Source organism: Burkholderia sp. BE17, from assembly GCF_009362305.1.
In the GTDB taxonomy this organism is placed as follows: Bacteria; Pseudomonadota; Gammaproteobacteria; order Burkholderiales; family Burkholderiaceae; genus Burkholderia; species Burkholderia pyrrocinia_C.
Window position 1 is genome coordinate 92211 of record NZ_WHNU01000022.1, and the last position, 21603, is coordinate 113813.

Below are 21603 nucleotides of genomic sequence, written 5' to 3' on the forward strand. Positions count from 1 at the left end.
CGGCCCCTTTCAGATACTGCTGCGTACCGGAAGCTTATTCAGCTTCTTGCACGTTTTCCGTTTCGTCGACTTCCGGACGGTCGAGCAGCTCGACCAGTGCCATCGGTGCGTTGTCGCCGACGCGGAAGCCGAACTTCAGCACGCGCAGGTAGCCGCCCGGACGGTTCGCGAAACGCGGACCGAGCACGTCGAACAGCTTCGCCACCGAGTCACGATCGCGCAGGCGGTTGAACGCCAGGCGACGGTTTGCCAGCGACGGCTTCTTGCCGAGCGTGATCAGCGGCTCGACGACTTTACGGAGTTCCTTCGCCTTCGGCAGCGTCGTCTTGATGACTTCGTGCTCGATCAGCGAGTTGGACATGTTACGGAGCATAGCCAGACGGTGGCTGCTCGTGCGGTTCAGTTTCCGCAGACCATGACGATGGCGCATTTCAGTTTCCTTGATTCAAAGTTTTGATCCAGCTCTTCTATCGCACCTCGAAGGGTGCACGGGCCGGTAGCGAAAAAAGCAAGATGCGGATTTTAAAGGAAAATCCGCATCTTTGCCAACTGCAGCAACAACCGGGCTTACTTGTCGAGACCAGCCGGCGGCCAGTTCTCGAGCTTCATGCCCAGCGTGAGACCGCGCGAAGCGAGTACTTCCTTGATCTCGTTGAGCGACTTGCGACCGAGGTTCGGCGTCTTCAGCAGCTCGTTTTCCGTGCGCTGGATCAGATCGCCGATGTAGTAGATGTTCTCGGCCTTCAGGCAGTTCGCCGAACGAACCGTCAGCTCGAGATCGTCCACCGGACGCAGCAGGATCGGATCGATCTGCGGTGCACGCGACGGAGCCTCGGCAGCCGTTTCCGTGCCTTCCAGCGCCGCGAACACGGACAGCTGGTCGACCAGGATGCGGGCCGATTGACGGATCGCTTCTTCCGGTGTGATCACGCCGCTCGTCTCGATGTTCATCACGAGCTTGTCGAGGTCGGTACGCTGCTCGACACGTGCGCTTTCGACAGCGTAGCTCACGCGGCGAACCGGCGAGAACGATGCGTCGAGGACGATGCGGCCGATGATCTTGGCCGTGTCTTCGCCGTAGCGACGGACGTTGCCGGGCACATAACCGCGCCCCTTCTCGATCTTGATCTGAACGTCGAGCTTGCCGCCCTTCGACAGATGCGCGATCACGTGATTCGGGTTGATGACTTCGCAATCGTGAGCCAGCTCGATATCGCCGGCCGTAACGACGCCTTCGCCTTCCTTGCGCAGCGTAACCGTCACTTCGTCGCGGTTATGCAGCTTGAACACCACGCCCTTCAGGTTCAGCAGCAGGTTGACGACGTCTTCTTGCACACCATCAAGCGTCGAGTACTCGTGCACCACGCCGGCGATCGTGACTTCGGTCGGCGCGTAGCCAACCATCGACGACAGCAGCACGCGGCGAAGCGCATTGCCCAAGGTATGGCCGTAACCGCGTTCGAACGGTTCCATGACCACCCTCGCGTGGTTCTCGCCCAGCGATTCCACGGCGATGATCTTGGGTTTCAGCAAACTGGTTTGCATGGGCTTTCCTTTTCAATACCCTCGGCTCGTTACACCGATAAGGCTGACCGGTAACAACCAGAAAATAAACAGCCGAGGCCCTTCCTTGCGCAACGCAATCAGGGTACCTCGGCCGTCAATCGGATTAACGCGAATACAATTCGACGATCAGGCTTTCGTTGATGTCGCCTGCGATGTCAGCGCGTTCCGGCATTTGCTTGAACGTGCCTTCGAACTTCTTCGCATCGACTGCAACCCAGCTCGGCATGCCGCCTTGCTCGGCCAGCGACAGTGCTTCGACGATACGCGCCTGCTTCTTCGCCTTTTCGCGGATCGCGACGATGTCACCCGCCTTCACTTGCTGCGACGGGACGTTCGCGACGACGCCGTTCACCGTGATCGACTTGTGGCTCACGAGCTGACGCGCTTCAGCGCGGGTCGAGCCGAAGCCCATGCGATACACGACGTTGTCGAGGCGCGACTCGAGCAGTTGCAGCAGGTTTTCACCCGTGTTGCCCTTGCGGCGGTCGGCTTCGGCGAAGTAGCGGCGGAACTGACGCTCCAGCACGCCGTAGATACGCTTGACCTTCTGCTTTTCGCGCAGCTGCGTACCGTAGTCGGACGTACGTGCGCCCGAGGTACGGCCGTGCTGACCCGGCTTGCTGTCGAGCTTGCACTTGTCGGCGAGCGAGCGGCGCGCGCTCTTCAGGAACAGGTCGGTGCCTTCACGGCGGGACAGCTTGGCTTTGGGGCCGATATAACGTGCCACTTTGCATTCCTTTATCAATCAGTCACGCGGATCGAAATCCGCGCTAGTCCGCTCCCTTTGGGGCGAACGGTGGGCTTAGTCAATCAAAAAAGCAACGCCCGTCGACGCTGAGCGGCGACAGGCAATGCGCTAGCACATGCGTGCCAGCACATTCTTAGATACGACGACGCTTCGGCGGGCGGCAGCCGTTGTGCGGAATCGGGGTGACGTCCGAAATCGCGGTGATCTTGATGCCGAGGCCGTGCAGTGCGCGCACTGCCGACTCACGACCCGGGCCCGGGCCCTTGATCCGCACTTCCAGATTCTTCACGCCGTATTCCATCGCGACGCGGCCGGCCGACTCGGCTGCGACCTGAGCAGCGAACGGCGTCGATTTGCGCGAGCCCTTGAAGCCCTGGCCGCCCGACGTCGCCCATGCCAGTGCGTTGCCTTGGCGATCGGTGATCGTGATGATCGTGTTGTTGAACGACGCGTGGACGTGAACCACACCTTCAGCGACGTTCTTCTTAACCTTTTTGCGAACGCGTTGCGCCGCGGTGTTCGAAGCCTTAGCCATTACGTTTTCCTGTAACTGTGTCAGTTCCGCTTACTTCTTCAGCGCTTGCGCTGCACGACGCGGACCCTTGCGAGTACGTGCGTTCGTACGCGTACGCTGACCGCGCATCGGCAGGCCCTTGCGATGACGGACGCCACGGTAGCAACCGAGGTCCATCAGGCGCTTGATGTTCATCGTCACTTCACGGCGCAGATCGCCTTCGACGACAAACTTGCCCACTTCTTCACGCAGCTTTTCGAGATCTGCGTCGGTCAGGTCCTTGACCTTCTTCGAGAATTCCACGCCAGCTGCCGCGCAGATGCTGCGCGAGCGCGTGCGGCCGACACCGAAGATCGCCGTCAGGCCAATCTCGGTATGCTGGTGATTCGGGATGTTAACCCCTGCGATACGAGCCATTGTTTTTCCTCAAACAAAAAGCGCAAACAAACGCGCGGTCAGCCTTGGCGCTGCTTGTGGCGCGGATCCGAGCTGCAGATCACGCGAACGACGCCTTTGCGCTTGATGATCTTGCAATTGCGGCAAATGCGCTTAACCGATGCCATCACTTTCATGATAATACCCTTTTTTCAAATCATTTCGCCCGGAACACGATCCGCGCACGAGACAGATCGTAAGGCGTCAACTCAACCGTCACCTTGTCGCCCGGAAGAATGCGGATGTAGTGCATCCGCATCTTTCCGGAGATATGCCCCAACACGACATGGCCGTTTTCCAGCTTCACACGGAAGGTCGCATTCGGGAGGTTTTCGATCACCTCACCCTGCATCTGGATTACATCGTCTTTGGCCATAGTCCTTATTAACGCGTTGGGATGTTGCCGCCCTTGAAGTTGGCCTTCTTGAGCAGCGACTCATACTGTTGCGACATAACGTACGACTGCACCTGCGCCATAAAGTCCATCGTGACGACGACAATGATCAGCAGCGACGTTCCACCAAAATAAAACGGCACGTTCCAGCGCAGCACCAGGAATTCCGGCAGCAGACACACGAAGACGATGTAGATCGCACCGGCCAGCGTCAGACGCGTGAGGATGCGGTCGATATATCGTGCGGTCTGATCGCCCGGACGGATGCCCGGAACAAACGCGCCGCTCTTCTTCAGGTTGTCCGCGGTTTCCCTGCTGTTGAACACCAGTGCGGTGTAGAAGAAGCAGAAAAACACGATTGCCAGCGTGTACAGCAGCACATAGACCGGCTGGCCCGGCTTCAGCGCTTCCGCAACGTTATGCAACGTATTGGAAATCCAGCTTCCCGTCGGCTGACCGGTACTGAACCAGCCGAGAATCGTTGCCGGGAACAGGATGATCGACGATGCGAAGATCGGCGGAATCACGCCCGACATGTTCAGCTTCAGCGGCAGGTGCGACGACTGCCCGCCGTAGATCTTGTTGCCGACCTGGCGCTTCGCGTAGTTCACGAGGATCTTGCGCTGACCGCGTTCGATGAACACGACCAGGTAAGTCACCGCGGCAATCAGAACGACGATGATGATCGCCGAAATGATGCTCATCGAACCCGTACGCACCAGCTCGAACAGCCCACCGACGGCATTCGGGAACCCTGCTGCGATCCCGCCGAAGATGATGATCGAGATACCGTTGCCCAGACCACGCTCGGTAATCTGCTCGCCGAGCCACATCAGGAACATCGTGCCGGTAACCAGCGTCACGACCGTCGTCAGACGGAACAGCATGCCGGGATCGGTGACGAGGCCGGGCTGGTTTTCCAGCGCAGCCGCGATACCGAACGCCTGGAAGGTCGCGAGCACCACGGTGAAATACCGCGTGTACTGCGTGATCTTCCGTTGCCCTGCCTGCCCTTCCTTCTTCAGCGCCTCGAGCTGCGGCGAGACGATCGCCAACAGCTGCATGATGATCGACGCCGAGATGTACGGCATGATCCCCAGCGCAAAGATCGTGAAGCGGGAAAGTGCGCCACCCGAGAACATGTTGAACATGCCCAGGATGCCACCCGCCTGGCTCTGGAACAGCTTAGCCAGTTGATCCGGATCGATGCCCGGCACGGGAATGTGCGCGCCGATGCGATAGACGATCAGCGCCAGGAGCAGGAACATCGCTCGCCGACGCAGATCGCCGAATTTCGCCGTGCTTCGACCGGGTTTTGCAAGACTCGGGCTGTTAGCCAAGTACCTTCTCCGATGAATGCAAGTGACGACGCGCTACGCGTGTCACTCGGCGAACGAACCGCCGGCCGCTTCGATCGCAGCGCGCGCACCCTTGGTGGCACCGAGACCCTTCACGACGATCTTGCGCTTCAGCTCGCCCGTCGCGATGATCTTTGCGCTCTTCGTCAGCTCGCCGACCAGGCCGGCTTGCTTCAGTGCGAGCAGATCGATCTCGTCGACCGGCAGCTTCTCGAGGTCGCCCAGGCGCACTTCACCGACGAATTCCTTCGTCAGCGACGTGAAGCCGCGCTTCGGCAGACGACGTTGCAGCGGCATCTGACCGCCTTCGAAACCGACTTTGTGGAAGCCGCCCGAACGCGATTTCTGACCCTTGTGACCACGGCCAGCCGTCTTGCCGAGGCCCGAACCGATGCCACGGCCGACGCGACGCTTGGCGTGCTTGGCGCCAGCTGCCGGCTTCAGGTTATTCAATTCCATATCAACTCCTTGATCCGTAGGGCCGCTTACGCGATGACCTTAACGAGGTACGAGACCTTGTTGATCATGCCGCGGACCGCCGGCGTGTCCTGCAGCTCGCTGACCGAGTTGAGTCGGCGCAGGCCCAGGCCACGCACGGTCGCGCGGTGCGATTCGCGGGTCCCGATCAGGCTCTTAACGAGCTGAACCTTGACAGTTTTTTCAGACATGGTGACCACCCGGGCTTAGCCCAAAATTTCTTCGACGGACTTGCCGCGCTTCGCCGCGATGTCTGCCGGGGTGGACTGCTTGCGCAGGCCGTCCAGCGTGGCGCGAACGAGGTTGTACGGGTTCGTCGAACCGTGGCTCTTCGCCACAACGTTCTGAACGCCCATCACGTCGAACACTGCGCGCATCGGGCCGCCGGCGATCACGCCCGTACCTGCCTTCGCCGGAGCGAGGAGGACGGCCGATGCGCCGTGCTTGCCGTGCACTTCGTGCTGCAGCGTGCCGTTCTTGAGCGGCACCTTGAACATGTTGCGGCGAGCTTGTTCCATTGCCTTCTGGACAGCGACCGGCACTTCCTTCGCCTTGCCCTTGCCCATGCCGATGCGGCCATCACCATCGCCAACCACGGTCAGTGCGGCGAAGCCGAGAATACGGCCACCCTTCACGACCTTGGTCACGCGATTGACCGAAATCATCTTTTCACGAAGGCCGTCGTCGCGCTCGTCAGCCTGAACTTTCGCTTGCATCTTTGCCATGACGAATTCCTTCCTTAGAACTTGAGCCCAGCTTCGCGAGCTGCCTCAGCCAGCGCTTTCACGCGGCCATGGTAGCGGAAGCCCGAGCGGTCGAAGGCGACGGATTCGATGCCGGCAGCCTTTGCCTTCTCGGCAATACGCTTGCCGATCAGCGTCGCGGCGTTAACGTTGCCGCCCTTGCCCGACTTGTCGGCGAGCTCGGCGCGCACTTCTGCCTCGAGCGTCGACGCACTGGCGAGCACCTTGGTGCCGCAGGGCGAGAACACTTGAGCGTAGATGTGCGTGTTCGTGCGATGCACGGCGAGACGCGCGACCTGCAGCTCAGCGATCTTGATACGCGTCTGGCGAGCGCGGCGCAGGCGAGATTGAGTCTTATCCATGATTGCGCACCCTTACTTCTTCTTCGTTTCTTTGAGGATCACAACCTCGTCGGAATAGCGCACGCCCTTGCCCTTGTAGGGCTCCGGCGGACGGTAACCGCGCACTTCCGCAGCTACTTGACCGACTTGTTGCTTGTTGATCCCCTTGATCACGATTTCGGTTTGCGTCGGGGTTTCAGCCTTGACGCCTTCCGGCATCTGGTGCACCACCGGGTGCGAGAAACCCAGCGACAGGTTCAGCTTGTCGCCTTGCGCTTGCGCACGGTAACCGACGCCAACCAGCGTCAGCTTGCGCTCGAAACCCTTGGTCACGCCGTGCACGGCATTCGCGATGATCGCGCGCATCGTGCCCGACAGTGCGTTTGCTTCGCGGCTTTCGTCGACCGGCGACAGATTCAGCGTGCCGTCGTTGTTCGCCACGTTCACGAGCGGATTGATCGCTTGCGTGATGGTGCCCAGCGGGCCCTTGACGGTGATTGCACCGTCGGCCAGCTTGACTTCCGCGCCTTGCAGCGCGATCGGGCTCTTACCTACTCGAGACATGTTTCTCTCTCCTCGGCTTTAAGCGACGTAGCAGATGACTTCGCCGCCGACGCCGGTAGCGCGCGCCTTGCGGTCGGTCATCACGCCCTTGGGCGTCGACACGATTGCCACGCCGAGGCCATTCATGACCTGCGGAATGTCGTTACGACCGCGGTAGACGCGCAGGCCAGGCTTCGACACGCGCTCGAGGCGTTCGATGACCGGACGGCCAGCGTAGTACTTCAGCGCGATGTTCAGTTCTGCCTTCGCGCCTTCAGCCTTCACCGCGAAATCGTCGATATAACCTTCGTCCTTCAGGACTTGCGCGATTGCAACCTTGACCTTCGACGAGGGCATCGCGACCGATACCTTCTCGACCATCTGCGCGTTGCGGATGCGAGTCAGCATATCGGCGATAGGATCACTCATGCTCATTTACGTTTCTCCTATTACCAGCTCGCCTTGGTCAGGCCAGGAATCTCGCCACGGAATGCGATTTCACGAATCTTGTTACGCGCGAGGCCGAATTTACGGAACGTGCCACGCGGACGGCCCGTGATCGCGCAGCGGTTACGCTGGCGGGTCGGGTTTGCGTTGCGGGGCAGTTGCTGCAGCTCCAGGCGTGCTTCGTAGCGCTCTTCTTCCGACTTGCTTTGGTCTTCGACGATCGCCTTCAGCGCTTCGCGCTTTGCTGCGAACTTCGCGACCAGGCGGGCGCGCTTCTTTTCACGTTCGATCAGTGCCAGTTTAGCCACGGTAACCTCAGTTTCTGAACGGGAACTTGAAGCTGGCGAGCAGAGCCTTTGCTTCGTCGTCGGTCTTCGCAGTCGTCGTGATGCTGATGTTCAGCCCACGCAGTGCGTCGATCTTGTCGTAATCGATTTCGGGGAAAATGATCTGCTCTTTCACACCGATGTTGTAGTTGCCACGGCCATCGAAAGCACGACCCGACACGCCACGGAAGTCGCGCACGCGGGGCAGCGCAACGGTCACGAAACGATCGAGGAATTCGTACATCGCCTGGCCGCGCAGCGTCACCATCGCGCCGATCGGGTAACCCTGGCGGATCTTGAAGCCTGCGATTGCCTTGCGTGCCTTCGTCACGACCGGCTTCTGACCAGCGATCTTCGTGAGGTCGCCAACGGCGTTCTCGATGATCTTCTTGTCAGCGATCGCTTCGCCAAGACCCATGTTCAGCGTGATCTTGGTGATGCGCGGCACTTCCATGACCGACTTGTAACCGAACTTCTCGATCAGGCCGGGCACAACCTTTTCTTTGTAAAACTCTTGAAAACGAGCCATTTTTTACTCCGCTGCGTCAGGCGCTCAGTACGGCACCGGTCGTCTTCAGGAAGCGAACCTTCTTGCCTTCCTCGACCTTGATGCCAACACGCGACGCCTTGCCATTCGCGTCGACCAGTGCGACGTTCGAAATATGCAGGGGCATCGTCTTCGCTTCCACGCCGCCCGTCGTACCCTTCATCGGGTTCGGCTTCACATGCTTCTTGACGAGGTTGATACCTTCAACCGTCACATGCTCAGCACCGACAGCCAGCACGACGCCGCGCTTGCCCTTGTCCTTGCCGGTAACGACGATCACTTCGTCACCCTTGCGAATCTTGTTCATCGCGACTCCTTACAGCACTTCCGGCGCCAGCGAAACGATCTTCATGAATCGTTCGCTACGCAGCTCACGCGTCACCGGCCCGAAGATACGGGTGCCGATCGGCTCGAGCTTGTTATTCAAAAGCACAGCGGCGTTGCCGTCGAACTTGATCAGCGAGCCGTCTTGACGGCGCACACCCTTGGCGGTGCGGACCACCACGGCGTTGTAAATTTCGCCTTTCTTCACGCGCCCGCGCGGCGTTGCCTCTTTGACGCTCACCTTGATGATGTCGCCAATGCCGGCATAACGACGCTTCGAGCCGCCGAGCACCTTGATGCACAGGACTTCACGTGCACCCGTGTTGTCGGCTACTTCGAGCCGAGATTCGGTCTGGATCATGGTTTGTCTTTCCCAACTTAATCCGGATGCACCACCATGATGCATTCGGTCAGTCTTGGTCCCGTCAGCCAATCGGCTGCTTGGGTTGGAACAGCAGCGACGGCAAACGAAACCCGCCATCGCAATTCGGTGAATCTTTCGGACAGGCTGGCGCCAGTCCGCTTCCCCCACCAACTTCGCCCGCGACGGGGCTCCCATAAAGAGGGAAGACCAGGATTATAACAAATAACCCTGGTCACGCAAGCAAAAACTTTGCGATTTCAAGCACTTCGTGGAGAAGTGCCTGTTACTGCCTACCGCACGGCCCGCTTAGATGACGCGAGCTGCTTCGACGAGGCGCGACACCGTCCAGGCCTTCGTCTTCGAAACAGGACGAGTTTCCTGGATTTCGACGAGATCGCCTTCGTTGCAGGTGTTCGCTTCATCGTGCGCGTGGTACTTCTTCGAGCGCACGACATACTTGCCGTAGATCGGGTGCTTGACGCGGTGCTCGATCAGCACGGTGACGGTCTTGTCCATCTTGTTGCTGACGACCCGACCGACCAGCGTCCGCTTCAGCGAGGTTTTCACGCTATCGTTCATTTCTGGTTCGCCTTCTGAGTCATGACGGTCCGCACACGTGCGATGTCGCGACGAACCTTCTTCAGCTGGCTCGTGTTCGTGAGCTGCTGGGTCGCGAGTTGCATGCGCAGGCCGAATTGCGCCTTCAGCAGGTCCGCCAGCTCCTTGTTGAGCGCGGCCTGGTCTTTCTGGAGAAGTTCGGAAGCCTTCATGTTTTCTCCTTAGGCGCCGAGCTGGCGCACGATGAATGCCGTCTTCAGCGGCAGCTTGGCTGCAGCCAGACGGAACGCTTCGCGTGCCAGTTCTTCGGTTACGCCGTCCATTTCATAGAGCATCTTGCCCGGCTGAATCTCGGCGACGTAGTACTCCGGGTTACCCTTACCGTTACCCATACGTACTTCGGCCGGCTTCTGCGAAATCGGCTTGTCCGGGAAGATCCGGATCCAGATGCGGCCGCCACGCTTGATGTGACGCGTCATTGCACGACGCGCCGCTTCAATTTGACGTGCGGTCAGACGACCGCGACCGATCGCCTTCAGGCCGAATTCACCGAACGACACTGCGTTGCCGCGCGTCGCCTTGCCGGTGTTACGACCCTTCTGCTCTTTACGATACTTTCTGCGTTTCGGTTGCAGCATCGTTATTCTCCAGTCTTGCCGTCTTCGGGCTTGCCGGCGCCACGGCGCGGTGCGCCACGACGAGCACCCGGAGCGCCGCCTTCGCCGTCACGGCGCGGACGACGGTCGCCCGGACGCGCATTGCGACGCGGACGCTTGTCTTCGGCTACTTCTTCCACCACCGGTGCGTCATTGCGGCCAAGCGTGTCACCCTTGTACACCCACACCTTGACGCCGATGATCCCGTAGGTCGTCTTCGCTTCCGAAGTCGCGTAGTCGATATCGGCACGCAGCGTGTGAAGGGGCACGCGACCTTCGCGATACCACTCCGTACGAGCGATTTCGATACCGTTCAGACGGCCTGCGCTCATGATCTTGATGCCCTGGGCACCCAGACGCATCGCGTTCTGCATCGCACGCTTCATCGCGCGGCGGAACATGATCCGGCGCTCGAGCTGTTGCGTGATCGAGTCAGCGATCAGTTGCGCATCGGTTTCCGGCTTGCGGATCTCTTCGATGTTGACGTGGACCGGAACGCCCATGCGGCGTTGCAGTTCCGTCTTCAGCTGCTCGATATCCTCGCCCTTCTTGCCGATGACCACGCCCGGACGCGAGCTGTAAATCGTGATGCGCGCGTTCTTAGCCGGACGCTCGATGACGACCCGACCGACCGAAGCGTTCTTCAGCTTCTTCTTCAGGTACTCACGAACACCGATGTCTTCCTGCAGCATCGCCGCGAAATTGTTGTTGTTCGCGTACCAACGCGAAGCCCAATTGCGGCTGACAGCCAGGCGGAAGCCAGTCGGATGAATTTTCTGTCCCATCGTATGGCTCCTTAATTCCCGACCGTCACAGTGATGTGACAGGATTGCTTCTCGATGCGGTTACCGCGGCCCTTGGCGCGCGCGGTGAAACGCTTGAGCGATGCAGCCTTGTCGACGTAGATGCTCTTGATCTTGAGCTCGTCGATATCGGCGCCTTCGTTGTGCTCCGCATTCGCGATTGCCGACAGCACAACCTTCTTCACGATGCCAGCCGCCTTCTTCGGCGAGAACGTCAGAACGTTCAGCGCCTTGTCGACCGGCAAACCGCGGATCTGGTCAGCCACAAGGCGCGTTTTTTGCGCCGAGATGCGGGCACCGCGATGAATTGCTTTCACTTCCATCTTGATTGCCCCTTATTTCTTGGCCTTCTTGTCGGCTGCGTGACCCTTGAACGTACGGGTCAGTGCGAACTCGCCAAGCTTGTGGCCGACCATGTTTTCCGAGATGTACACCGGAACGTGTTGACGGCCGTTGTGAACAGCGATCGTCAGGCCGATGAAATCCGGCAGAATCGTCGAGCGACGCGACCAGGTCTTGATCGGCTTTTTGTCGCGCGAAGCTGCAGCCGCCTCAACTTTCTTCAGCAAATGGGCGTCGCAGAACGGACCTTTTTTAACAGAACGTGCCATTGCCTACTCCTTAACGCTTGTGACGGCGCTGGACGATCATCGTCGTCGTGCGCTTGTTGCTGCGGGTGCGGTAACCCTTAGCCGGCGTACCCCACGGGCTCACCGGGTCACGACCTGCAGCCGTCTTGCCCTCACCACCACCGTGCGGGTGATCGACCGGGTTCATCGCAACGCCACGCACCGTCGGGCGGATACCGCGCCAGCGGTTCGCGCCAGCCTTGCCGATCTGGCGCAGGCTATGCTCTTCGTTGCCGACTTCACCAATCGTTGCACGGCACTCGATGTGCACGCGGCGGATTTCGCCCGAACGCAGGCGAACCTGCGCGTAGACGCCTTCGCGCGCCAGCAGCATGGCCGACGTGCCAGCCGAACGCGCCATTTGCGCGCCCTTGCCCGGCAGCATCTCGATGCAGTGGATCGTCGTACCGACCGGAATGTTGCGGATCGGCAGCGTGTTGCCTGCACGGATCGGCGCTTCCGAACCCGACATCAGCTGTTGGCCGACCGTCAGGCCCTTCGGGGCGATGATGTAGCGACGCTCGCCGTCTGCGTAGAGCACCAGCGCGATGTTCGCGCTGCGGTTCGGGTCGTACTCGAGACGCTCGACCTTTGCCGGGATGCCATCCTTCGTGCGACGGAAATCGACGATACGATAGTGCTGCTTGTGGCCACCGCCCTTGTGGCGCGTGGTGATGCGGCCGTTGTTGTTACGGCCGGCGGTCGAGCTCTGCGAGTCGAGCAGTGCCGCGAACGGCTTGCCCTGGTGCAGGTTCTTGTTGACCACCTTGACCATCGCGCGGCGACCCGGCGAAGTCGGTTTAACTTTAACGATTGCCATGATTACTTGGCCTCCGCTTCAAAGTTGATTTCCTGGCCGGGCTTCAGGCAAACGTACGCCTTCTTCACGTCCTTGCGGCGGCCCATCGAACGGCCGAAGCGCTTCTGCTTGCCCTTCTGAACCAGCACGTTGACGGAGTCAACTTCAACCTTGAACAGCAGCTCGACAGCCGCCTTCACTTCCTGCTTCGTGGCATCCGGCGCGACTTCGAACACGACTTGCTCGTTCTTGTCGGCAACCAGCGTCGCCTTTTCCGAGATCACCGGTGCGAGCAGGACCTGCATCAAACGATGATCGTTCTTGCGAATCTCGCTCATGACAGCAACTCCTCGATCTGGGCGACCGCAGCCTTCGTGACCAGCACTTTCTTGAAGTAGATCAGCGACAGCGGGTCAGCGTAGCGCGGCTCGACAATTGCCACGTGCGGCAGGTTGCGCGAAGCCAGGTACAGGTTTTCGTCAACCGTGTCGGTAATGATCAGCACGGAGTCGAGACCCATGGTCTTGAATTTTTCGGCCAGCAGCTTGGTCTTCGGCGCTTCGAGGATGATGTCCTCGACGACCGACAGACGGCCTTCACGGGCCAGCTGCGAGAAGATCGAGCAGAGACCTGCGCGATGCATCTTCTTGTTGACCTTGTGCGAGAAGTTTTCTTCCGGCGAGTTCGGGAAGATACGACCACCGCCACGCCACAGCGGGCTCGACGACATACCGGCACGAGCACGGCCCGTACCCTTCTGGCGCCACGGCTTCTTGGTGGTGTGCTTGACCTGCTCGCGGTCCTTCTGCGCGCGGTTACCCTGGCGAGCATTCGCCTGGTAAGCGACGACGACCTGGTGGATCAGCGCTTCGTTGTAGTCACGACCGAACACGACGTCCGATGCGTTGACTACTGCACCTTCCTGACCATTTTCGTTCAGGAGCTTGAGTTCCATTATTTCGCCCCCTTGGTCTTGACGGCCGGCGTGACAAAAACCTTGCCACCCTTCGCGCCCGGAATCGCACCCTTGACGAGCAGCAGCTTGCGCTCTGCGTCGATACGAGCGATTTCGAGGTTCTGCACCGTCACGGTCACGTCACCCATGTGACCCGTCATGCGTTTACCCGGGAACACGCGACCCGGATCCTGCGCCATACCGATCGAGCCCGGCACGTTGTGCGAGCGCGAGTTACCGTGCGTGGCACGGCCGGAGGAGAAGTTGTAACGCTTGATCGTACCGGCGTAGCCCTTACCGATCGACACGCCTTGCACGTCGACCTTCTGGCCCACTTCGAAAAGATCTGCACCGACCACGGTGCCATTCGACAGCTCGGCTGCCTTGGCCGCGTCAATGCGGAATTCCTTGAGGATTTCACCGGCTTCGACACCGGCTTTGGCGAGATGACCTGCCAGCGGCTTCGTCACGCGCGAGGCGCGGCGGGAGCCGAATGCAACCTGCACGGCCGTGTAGCCGTCGGTTTCAACAGTCTTGATCTGCGTCACGCGGTTGTCCGACACGTCCAGCACGGTGACGGGAATCGAATCCCCTTCAGCCGTGAAGATACGGGTCATGCCAACCTTGCGACCTACGAGTCCAAGGCTCATCATTTTCTCCATTCCCGACTGCGATTGGTCGGGGCTGATTTACAAAATGCCGGGCACGCAAGGCCCAACTTTTTTACGCGAATACGCGAAAAGCCAAGCAGTATAGCCCGACCTCCCGATTTCCGCAAGCAATACAAAGACTTAGCGCCGCCCAGCAAGCCGATCGGCGCTGGAAGCCTTACTGCAGCTTGATTTCCACGTCGACGCCAGCCGGCAGATCGAGCTTCATCAGCGCGTCAACCGTCTTGTCGGTCGGATCGACGATGTCCATCAGGCGCTGGTGGGTGCGGATTTCGAGCTGATCGCGCGACGTCTTGTTGACGTGCGGCGAACGCAGGATGTCAAAACGCTGAATGCGCGTCGGCAGCGGCACCGGGCCACGGACGATTGCGCCAGTCCGCTTCGCGGTATCGACGATCTCGGCAGCCGATTGATCGATCAGACGATAGTCGAAAGCCTTCAGGCGAATGCGGATTTTCTGTTGCTGCATGACGATTCCTTGAAAAGAGCGAGGCGATGTTGCATCGCCGGACACTAAAAGAACGTGAAACATGACGCCTGCGGGGAGCGAGACATCAGGTTCCGGACAGTACTTCCACTGCTAAGCCCGCGATTCTACACGAAATTGTGGAGCGGTGGTGCGGGTTTCTCGGCCCATGCAACCGGGCACCAGAAAAACAAAACCGGGTGCCAGCGCAAGCTGGACACCCGGTTTCGACGGCACAACTGCATGCCGCGGAATCGCGGACCCCGTCGGGATCCGCGGATCGTCGATATTACTCGATGATCTTGGCGACGACGCCGGCGCCGACGGTACGGCCGCCTTCGCGGATTGCGAAGCGCAGACCTTCTTCCATCGCGATCGGAGCGATCAGCTTCACCGTGATCGACACGTTGTCGCCCGGCATCACCATTTCCTTGTCCTTCGGCAGCTCGATCGAGCCCGTCACGTCCGTCGTACGGAAGTAGAACTGCGGACGGTAGTTGTTGAAGAACGGCGTGTGACGGCCGCCTTCGTCCTTGCTCAGCACGTACACTTCAGCCGTGAAGTGCGTGTGCGGCGTGATCGAACCCGGCTTCGCCAGAACCTGGCCACGCTCCACGTCTTCACGCTTCGTGCCGCGCAGCAGGATACCAACGTTGTCGCCTGCCTGACCTTGGTCCAGCAGCTTGCGGAACATTTCAACGCCCGTGCAGGTCGTCTTCACCGTCGGCTTGATACCCACGATTTCGATTTCTTCGCCGACCTTCACGATGCCGCGCTCGACACGACCCGTCACCACCGTACCACGGCCCGAGATCGAGAACACGTCTTCCACCGGCATCAGGAACGCGCCGTCAACTGCACGCTCCGGCGTCGGGATGTACGTGTCCAGCGCGTCCGCCAGGCTCATGATCGCCACTTCGCCCAGTTCGCCCGTGTCGCCTTCCAGCGCCAGCTTCGCCGAACCCTTCACGATCGGCGTGTCGTCGCCCGGGAAGTCGTACTTCGACAGGAGTTCGCGAACTTCCATCTCGACCAGCTCGAGCAGTTCAGCGTCGTCCACCATGTCGCACTTGTTCAGGAACACGATGATGTACGGAACGCCAACCTGACGCGCCAGCAGGATGTGCTCACGCGTTTGCGGCATCGGGCCGTCTGCTGCCGAGCAAACCAGGATCGCGCCGTCCATCTGTGCCGCACCCGTGATCATGTTCTTCACATAGTCAGCGTGGCCCGGGCAGTCGACGTGTGCGTAGTGGCGGTTAGCCGTTTCGTACTCGACGTGTGCCGTGTTGATCGTGATGCCGCGCGCCTTTTCTTCCGGTGCCGCGTCGATCTGGTCGTATGCCTTCGCTTCGCCGCCGAACTTCTTCGTCAGAACCGTCGTGATCGCTGCCGTCAGCGTCGTCTTGCCGTGGTCAACGTGACCAATCGTACCAACGTTCACGTGCGGCTTGGTCCGCTCGAATTTACCTTTTGCCATGATTCTCTTCTTTCAAAAATAATCGATTGTGATAGCGAATTACTTCGACTTCGCGCTGATGATCGCTTCTGCAACGTTCTTCGGAGCTTCAGCGTAGTGCTTGAACTCCATCGTGTACGTTGCGCGACCCTGCGTCAGCGAACGCAGCGACGTGGAATAGCCGAACATTTCCGACAACGGCACTTCAGCGCGCACGATCTTGCCGCCGCCCACCATGTCGTCCATGCCCTGGATAATGCCGCGACGACCCGACAGGTCGCCCATCACGTTACCCATGAAGTCTTCCGGCGTTTCCACTTCCACGGCCATCATCGGTTCGAGCAGAACCGGATCAGCGCGGCGCATCGCTTCCTTGAACGCCATCGAACCGGCCATGCGGAACGCATTTTCGTTCGAGTCGACGTCGTGGTACGAACCGAACGTCAGCGTGACCTTCACGTCGACAACCGGGAAGCCAGCCAGCACGCCGCTCTTCAGCGTTTCCTGGATACCCTTGTCGACCGACGGAATGTATTCGCGCGGAATCACGCCGCCCTTGATCGCGTCGATGAACTCGTAGCCCTTGCCCAGTTCGCTGCGCTCGAGCGTAATGACCGCATGGCCATACTGACCACGACCGCCCGACTGCTTGACGAACTTGCCTTCGACGTCGGCGGCCGACTTGCGAATGGTTTCGCGGTACGCCACCTGCGGCTTGCCGACGGTCGCTTCCACGCCGAATTCACGCTTCATCCGGTCAACGAGAATTTCGAGGTGGAGCTCGCCCATGCCCGAAATGATCGTTTGACCCGATTCTTCGTCGGTCTGCACGCGGAACGACGGATCTTCCTGAGCGAGACGGTTGAGCGCCAGGCCCATCTTTTCCTGGTCAGCCTTCGTCTTCGGCTCGACTGCCTGCGAAATCACCGGCTCCGGGAAGATCATGCGTTCGAGCACGATCGGATGTGCCGGATCGCACAGCGTGTCGCCCGTGGTCGCTTCCTTCAGGCCGACCGCAGCAGCGATGTCGCCCGCGCGGACTTCCTTGATTTCTTCGCGCTGGTTCGCGTGCATCTGCAGAATACGACCCAGACGCTCCTTCTTGTCCTTGGTCGCATTGAGCAGCGTATCGCCCGAATTGACAACGCCCGAGTAGACGCGGAAGAAGATCAGCTGGCCGACGAACGGGTCGGTCATGATCTTGAACGCGAGTGCCGCGAACTTCTCGTCGTCGGCAGCACGGCGCTCCGTCTTCTCGCCATTTTCGAGTTCGCCCGTAACCGGCGGAATATCGACCGGCGACGGCAGGAAATCGATCACGGCGTCGAGCATACGCTGCACGCCCTTGTTCTTGAACGCGGTACCGCACAGCATCGGCTGGATTTCGCACGCGATCGTACGGTCACGCAGACCCTTCACGATCTCGGCTTCGGACAGCTCGCCCGCTTCCAGGTACTTGTTCATCAGGTCTTCGTTCGACTCTGCAGCCGCTTCGACCATCTTTTCGCGCCATTCGTTGCACGTGTCGACGAGTTCTGCCGGGATGTCCACGTAGTCGAACTTGGTGCCTTGCGACGCCTCGTCCCAAATGATCGCCTTCATCTTGATCAGGTCGACGACGCCCTTGAAGCCTTCTTCCGCGCCGATCGGCACCACGACCGGAACCGGGTTTGCCTTCAGGCGCAGACGGAGCTGGTCATAGACCTTGAAGAAGTTCGCGCCGGTACGGTCCATCTTGTTGACGAACGCGAGACGCGGCACCTTGTACTTGTTCGCCTGGCGCCACACCGTTTCCGACTGCGGCTGCACGCCGCCCACTGCGCAGTACACCATGCACGCGCCGTCGAGCACGCGCATCGAGCGCTCCACTTCGATCGTGAAGTCGACGTGCCCCGGGGTGTCGATGATGTTGATGCGGTGTTCCGGATAGTTGCCGCCCATGCCCTTCCAGAAGGCCGTGGTAGCAGCGGACGTGATCGTGATGCCACGCTCCTGTTCCTGCTCCATCCAGTCCATCGTGGCTGCGCCGTCGTGAACTTCACCGATCTTGTGGTTCACACCGGTGTAAAACAGAATGCGCTCGGTCGTCGTCGTTTTGCCGGCGTCGATGTGAGCGCTAATACCGATATTGCGGTAGCGCTCGATAGGAGTCTTGCGAGCCACTTTGATCCTCTACTGGGATGACGCGACGCAGCCTTGCTGCATCACGCTTCAACACAAACGGGCGAGGCGCCTGAAAAGCGCACCCGCCCGGAATTTATTTCCGCTAACAGCCCAGCCAGGCGCTTAGAAACGGAAATGCGAGAACGCGCGGTTGGCTTCTGCCATGCGGTGAACTTCATCGCGCTTCTTCATCGCGCCGCCACGGCCTTCGGCCGCTTCGGAGAGTTCACCTGCCAGGCGCAGGGCCATCGACTTCTCGCTGCGCTTCTTCGCAGCCTCGCGCAGCCAGCGCATCGCCAATGCCATACGACGCGACGGGCGCACTTCGACCGGAACTTGATAGTTGGCACCACCAACGCGACGGCTCTTCACTTCGACCACCGGCTTCACGTTGTTGAGCGCAACCGTGAACACTTCCAGCGGGTCCTTGCCACCCTTGGTCTGGATCTGTTCGAATGCGCCATAAACGATGCGCTCTGCGACCGACTTCTTGCCGGACAGCATCAGCATGTTCATGAACTTGGCTACATCAACGTTGCCGAACTTCGGATCCGGCAACACTTCCCGCTTGGGGACTTCGCGACGACGCGGCATGATTCTTCCTTTACTTGTTCAGTTGGAGCTGGATCCAGCCCCGCGGCCACCAACAAACCCGATCACATCTTCACGACTAACCAGCTTGGCCGGGTGACCACTTACTCGACAGCACCGGCAATCCGGCACTCCCGCCTTGACCGCCCAGAGGCGATCCCTGATCAAAAACCGCTTACTTGGCAGCCTTTGCACGCTTCGCGCCGTACTTCGAGCGCGCTTGCTTACGGTCCTTGACGCCCTGGGTATCCAGCGAGCCGCGAACCATGTGGTAACGCACACCCGGCAAGTCCTTCACACGGCCGCCGCGGATCAGCACAACCGAGTGTTCCTGCAGGTTGTGGCCTTCACCGCCGATGTACGAAATCACTTCGAAGCCGTTCGTCAGACGAACCTTGGCAACCTTACGGAGTGCCGAGTTAGGCTTCTTCGGCGTCGTCGTGTACACACGGGTGCACACGCCGCGACGCTGGGGGCAGTCCTGCAGGGCCGGGCTCTTGCTCTTCGTCGTTTCCGACTGACGGCCTTTGCGAACCAGTTGGTTGATGGTTGGCATTGTTTATTCCTGAAATTGAACAAAATCTGCACATCGATTTCGGGCAAAGCGAGAATCGGCGCACAGTTGACTTCCGAACCGGCGAAACGGACGCGAACCTTCGAACGCGACTCGGCCCACCGAATACCGGAGCCAAACATGATATTCCGGAAATACCAACTAAGTCAACGGCTTGCGTGATTCGCCGGCTGGCCGCGCGGTTTACCGGAAGGGTCGGAACACCTGTGTCAGGCCGATTCGACGACGTCGATGATCTCGTCGCCGAAGCGCTCGAGCTTGCGCACGCCCATGCCGGGGATATGGCGCAGGTCGTCGATCGTCTCCGGCGCATTGCGCGCGATTTCGGCGAGCGTCGCGTCGTGGAAGATCACGTAGGCCGGCACGCCGTCCGTCTTCGCGGTTTCCGCGCGCCACGCGCGCAGCGCATCCCACCGTGCGCGCTCGCGCGTGCCCATGCCGGCCGTCGGATCGACGCGCGTGCCGCTGCGGCTCGACGACTGCCGCGTGCGCTGCGGCTTCACGTAGCGGCGCAGCGTGACCTTTTCCTCGTTCTTCAGCACGGGCTTCGCGGCCTCGGTCAGCATCAGCGCGCCGAAGCCGCCATGGTCGACCGCCAGGTAGCCGTACGCGACGAGCTGCCGGAAAATCGCGCGCCACTCGGGCTCGGATAGCGACGCGCCGATCCCGAACGTGCTCAACTGATCGTGGCCGCGCTGCAACACCTTCTCGGTGCGCCCGCCGCGCAGGATTTCGATCAGGTGGCTCGAACCGAAATTGAAGCCGCTCGAACGCTGCGCGCGGAACACGCACGACAGCGCCATCTGCGCCTCGCGCGTCGCATCCCACGAATCGGGCGGCTCGAGGCACGTGTCGCAGTTGCCGCACGGCTGGCTCGCCTCGCCGAAGTAGTTCAGCAGCCGCACACGGCGGCACGAGATCGTCTCGCACAGCCCGAGCAGCGCGTCGAGCTTCGACGTCTGCACGCGCTTGTGCGCGTCGTCCGCGTCGGACTCGTCGATCATCTTGCGCTGCTGGACGACGTCGCCGAGGCCGTACGCCATCCACGCATTCGCGGGCATCCCGTCGCGGCCCGCGCGACCGGTTTCCTGGTAATAGCCTTCGACGCTCTTCGGCAGATCCAGGTGCGCGACGAAGCGCACGTCGGGCTTGTCGATGCCCATGCCGAACGCGATCGTCGCGCACATCACGATGCCCTCCTCGCGCTGGAACATTTCCTGGTGCTTCTGCCGCACCTCGAACTCCATTCCGGCGTGATACGGCAGCGCGCGCACGCCCTGCGCCTTCAGCCACTCGGCTGTTTCCTCGACCTTGCGGCGCGACAGGCAATAGACGACGCCCGCATCGGTCGTGCCGTCGGCATTCGTGTGTTCGGCGCGGATGAAGTCGAGCAATTGCGAACGCGCGTTGTCCTTTTCGACGATCCGGTAACGGATGTTCGGGCGATCGAAGCTCGATATGAACACGCGCGCGTCGTCGAGCGCGAGGCGATGGATGATCTCGTCGCGCGTGATCGCGTCGGCCGTGGCGGTCAGCGCGATGCGGGGCACCGACGGAAACCGCTCGTGCAGCACCGACAACTGAATGTATTCCGGACGGAAATCGTGCCCCCATTGCGACACGCAGTGCGCTTCGTCGATCGCGAACAGGCCGATCTTCGCGCGCTCGAGCAACTCGAGGAAACGCCCCGTCATCAGCCGTTCAGGCGCGACATACAGCAGGTCGATCTCGCCCTCGCGCAGCGCGCGCTCGGTCGCCGCGGCTTCGGCGCCCGACAGCGTCGAATTCAGGTAGGCCGCGCGCACGCCGACTTCGCGCAGCGCGGCGACCTGGTCCTGCATCAGCGCGATCAGCGGCGACACGACGATGCCGGCGCCCTGCCCCGCCTCGCGGCGCAGCAGCGCCGGGATCTGGTAGCACAGCGACTTGCCGCCGCCGGTCGGCATCAGCACGAGGCAATCGCCGCCGCCGGCGACGTGCTCGACGATCTCGCCCTGCTGGCCGCGAAATGCGGAATAACCAAAGACTTCGTCGAGAATTTCGAGGGCGCGGGACATGAATGATGAGAACGAGGACGGCAGAAAGATGACCGCAAGTTTAACAACCTGCTCGCGCGACGCGTGGCGAATCGTGCAACGTTAGCCGATCGGAC

At 60.5% G+C, this 21603-nt stretch carries 34 protein-coding genes; all 34 read right to left on the minus strand.

What is annotated here, in order from left to right; all coding sequences use genetic code 11:
• Positions 1-34: 34 nt before the first annotated feature.
• Positions 35-430 (minus strand): 50S ribosomal protein L17, encoded by a 396-nt coding sequence (gene rplQ, locus GD429_RS20085; RefSeq protein ID WP_006477175.1) that lies wholly within the window; start codon positions 428-430, stop codon positions 35-37.
• Positions 431-567: 137 nt separating this feature from the next.
• The gene (locus GD429_RS20090) at positions 568-1545 is read right to left on the minus strand and encodes a DNA-directed RNA polymerase subunit alpha (RefSeq protein WP_006477176.1); all 978 of its coding nucleotides are present in this window, start codon (positions 1543-1545) and stop codon (positions 568-570) included.
• Positions 1546-1669: 124 nt separating this feature from the next.
• Complete coding sequence (gene rpsD, locus GD429_RS20095) at positions 1670-2293, minus strand: 30S ribosomal protein S4 (protein ID WP_006752934.1); 624 nt, start codon at positions 2291-2293, stop codon at positions 1670-1672.
• Between the two features lie 154 nt (positions 2294-2447).
• Positions 2448-2849, minus strand: coding sequence for a 30S ribosomal protein S11 (rpsK, locus tag GD429_RS20100; RefSeq protein WP_004197937.1), 402 nt, complete (start codon positions 2847-2849; stop codon positions 2448-2450).
• A gap of 30 nt (positions 2850-2879) precedes the next feature.
• Positions 2880-3245, minus strand: a complete 366-nt coding sequence (rpsM, locus tag GD429_RS20105) for a 30S ribosomal protein S13 (protein ID WP_047899584.1) — start codon at positions 3243-3245, stop codon at positions 2880-2882.
• Between the two features lie 38 nt (positions 3246-3283).
• Positions 3284-3400, minus strand: a complete 117-nt coding sequence (gene rpmJ, locus GD429_RS20110; RefSeq protein ID WP_004199844.1) for a 50S ribosomal protein L36 — start codon at positions 3398-3400, stop codon at positions 3284-3286.
• Between the two features lie 20 nt (positions 3401-3420).
• Complete coding sequence (gene infA / locus GD429_RS20115; RefSeq protein ID WP_004521905.1) at positions 3421-3639, minus strand: translation initiation factor IF-1; 219 nt, start codon at positions 3637-3639, stop codon at positions 3421-3423.
• Positions 3640-3647: 8 nt separating this feature from the next.
• Positions 3648-4997 (minus strand): preprotein translocase subunit SecY, encoded by a 1350-nt coding sequence (secY, locus tag GD429_RS20120; protein WP_072443819.1) that lies wholly within the window; start codon positions 4995-4997, stop codon positions 3648-3650.
• A gap of 42 nt (positions 4998-5039) precedes the next feature.
• Positions 5040-5474, minus strand: coding sequence for a 50S ribosomal protein L15 (gene rplO / locus GD429_RS20125; protein ID WP_006482880.1), 435 nt, complete (start codon positions 5472-5474; stop codon positions 5040-5042).
• Positions 5475-5500: 26 nt separating this feature from the next.
• Complete coding sequence (gene rpmD / locus GD429_RS20130) at positions 5501-5683, minus strand: 50S ribosomal protein L30 (RefSeq protein ID WP_006400644.1); 183 nt, start codon at positions 5681-5683, stop codon at positions 5501-5503.
• 15 nt (positions 5684-5698) lie between these two features.
• A complete protein-coding gene (gene rpsE / locus GD429_RS20135) occupies positions 5699-6217 on the minus strand; it encodes a 30S ribosomal protein S5 (RefSeq protein WP_006482895.1) in 519 nt (172 codons plus the stop codon).
• Positions 6218-6231: 14 nt separating this feature from the next.
• A complete protein-coding gene (gene rplR, locus GD429_RS20140; RefSeq protein ID WP_006477183.1) occupies positions 6232-6597 on the minus strand; it encodes a 50S ribosomal protein L18 in 366 nt (121 codons plus the stop codon).
• A gap of 12 nt (positions 6598-6609) precedes the next feature.
• Positions 6610-7140: a 50S ribosomal protein L6 gene (rplF, locus tag GD429_RS20145; RefSeq protein ID WP_006758786.1), complete on the minus strand. Its 531-nt coding sequence runs from the start codon at positions 7138-7140 to the stop codon at positions 6610-6612.
• 18 nt (positions 7141-7158) lie between these two features.
• Entirely contained in the window at positions 7159-7554 is a 396-nt protein-coding gene (gene rpsH / locus GD429_RS20150) for a 30S ribosomal protein S8 (protein ID WP_034183605.1), read from the minus strand.
• A gap of 14 nt (positions 7555-7568) precedes the next feature.
• Positions 7569-7874, minus strand: coding sequence for a 30S ribosomal protein S14 (gene rpsN / locus GD429_RS20155; protein ID WP_006482884.1), 306 nt, complete (start codon positions 7872-7874; stop codon positions 7569-7571).
• A 7-nt stretch (positions 7875-7881) separates the two neighbouring features.
• Entirely contained in the window at positions 7882-8421 is a 540-nt protein-coding gene (gene rplE / locus GD429_RS20160) for a 50S ribosomal protein L5 (protein WP_006477186.1), read from the minus strand.
• 16 nt (positions 8422-8437) lie between these two features.
• Positions 8438-8746, minus strand: a complete 309-nt coding sequence (gene rplX, locus GD429_RS20165; protein ID WP_006477187.1) for a 50S ribosomal protein L24 — start codon at positions 8744-8746, stop codon at positions 8438-8440.
• Positions 8747-8755: 9 nt separating this feature from the next.
• Positions 8756-9124 carry a 50S ribosomal protein L14 gene (gene rplN / locus GD429_RS20170; RefSeq protein WP_006482918.1) on the minus strand — a complete coding sequence of 123 codons (369 nt, stop codon included), beginning with the start codon at positions 9122-9124 and terminating at the stop codon, positions 8756-8758.
• 309 nt (positions 9125-9433) lie between these two features.
• Positions 9434-9706, minus strand: a complete 273-nt coding sequence (gene rpsQ / locus GD429_RS20175) for a 30S ribosomal protein S17 (RefSeq protein WP_006752928.1) — start codon at positions 9704-9706, stop codon at positions 9434-9436.
• On the minus strand, positions 9703-9897 hold the full coding sequence (gene rpmC / locus GD429_RS20180) for a 50S ribosomal protein L29 (protein ID WP_006400652.1): 195 nt from the start codon (positions 9895-9897) through the stop codon (positions 9703-9705). Before rpmC ends, rpsQ begins: the two co-directional genes overlap by 4 nt.
• A 9-nt stretch (positions 9898-9906) precedes the next feature.
• Entirely contained in the window at positions 9907-10323 is a 417-nt protein-coding gene (gene rplP / locus GD429_RS20185) for a 50S ribosomal protein L16 (RefSeq protein ID WP_006482873.1), read from the minus strand.
• A gap of 2 nt (positions 10324-10325) precedes the next feature.
• Positions 10326-11126: a 30S ribosomal protein S3 gene (gene rpsC / locus GD429_RS20190; protein WP_006482899.1), complete on the minus strand. Its 801-nt coding sequence runs from the start codon at positions 11124-11126 to the stop codon at positions 10326-10328.
• Positions 11127-11137: 11 nt separating this feature from the next.
• Positions 11138-11467, minus strand: coding sequence for a 50S ribosomal protein L22 (gene rplV, locus GD429_RS20195; protein ID WP_004199272.1), 330 nt, complete (start codon positions 11465-11467; stop codon positions 11138-11140).
• 12 nt (positions 11468-11479) lie between these two features.
• Positions 11480-11755, minus strand: coding sequence for a 30S ribosomal protein S19 (gene rpsS, locus GD429_RS20200; protein ID WP_004199273.1), 276 nt, complete (start codon positions 11753-11755; stop codon positions 11480-11482).
• A gap of 10 nt (positions 11756-11765) precedes the next feature.
• Positions 11766-12593 carry a 50S ribosomal protein L2 gene (gene rplB / locus GD429_RS20205; protein WP_006482900.1) on the minus strand — a complete coding sequence of 276 codons (828 nt, stop codon included), beginning with the start codon at positions 12591-12593 and terminating at the stop codon, positions 11766-11768.
• A gap of 2 nt (positions 12594-12595) precedes the next feature.
• Positions 12596-12910 carry a 50S ribosomal protein L23 gene (gene rplW, locus GD429_RS20210; protein ID WP_004199275.1) on the minus strand — a complete coding sequence of 105 codons (315 nt, stop codon included), beginning with the start codon at positions 12908-12910 and terminating at the stop codon, positions 12596-12598.
• Positions 12907-13527: a 50S ribosomal protein L4 gene (gene rplD / locus GD429_RS20215; RefSeq protein WP_011350675.1), complete on the minus strand. Its 621-nt coding sequence runs from the start codon at positions 13525-13527 to the stop codon at positions 12907-12909. Before rplD ends, rplW begins: the two co-directional genes overlap by 4 nt.
• Positions 13527-14177 (minus strand): 50S ribosomal protein L3, encoded by a 651-nt coding sequence (gene rplC / locus GD429_RS20220; protein WP_152859289.1) that lies wholly within the window; start codon positions 14175-14177, stop codon positions 13527-13529. The genes rplD and rplC overlap by 1 nt, the downstream gene beginning before the upstream one ends.
• A 178-nt stretch (positions 14178-14355) precedes the next feature.
• Positions 14356-14667, minus strand: a complete 312-nt coding sequence (gene rpsJ, locus GD429_RS20225) for a 30S ribosomal protein S10 (RefSeq protein WP_004199280.1) — start codon at positions 14665-14667, stop codon at positions 14356-14358.
• Positions 14668-14953: 286 nt separating this feature from the next.
• Positions 14954-16144: an elongation factor Tu gene (tuf, locus tag GD429_RS20230; protein ID WP_011350666.1), complete on the minus strand. Its 1191-nt coding sequence runs from the start codon at positions 16142-16144 to the stop codon at positions 14954-14956.
• Positions 16145-16183: 39 nt separating this feature from the next.
• Entirely contained in the window at positions 16184-18286 is a 2103-nt protein-coding gene (gene fusA / locus GD429_RS20235; RefSeq protein WP_096472257.1) for an elongation factor G, read from the minus strand.
• Between the two features lie 123 nt (positions 18287-18409).
• Positions 18410-18880: a 30S ribosomal protein S7 gene (gene rpsG, locus GD429_RS20240; RefSeq protein WP_006477195.1), complete on the minus strand. Its 471-nt coding sequence runs from the start codon at positions 18878-18880 to the stop codon at positions 18410-18412.
• A gap of 172 nt (positions 18881-19052) precedes the next feature.
• On the minus strand, positions 19053-19433 hold the full coding sequence (gene rpsL, locus GD429_RS20245; protein WP_006400662.1) for a 30S ribosomal protein S12: 381 nt from the start codon (positions 19431-19433) through the stop codon (positions 19053-19055).
• 227 nt (positions 19434-19660) lie between these two features.
• On the minus strand, positions 19661-21508 hold the full coding sequence (recQ, locus tag GD429_RS20255; protein ID WP_152859258.1) for a DNA helicase RecQ: 1848 nt from the start codon (positions 21506-21508) through the stop codon (positions 19661-19663).
• Positions 21509-21603: the final 95 nt, after the last annotated feature.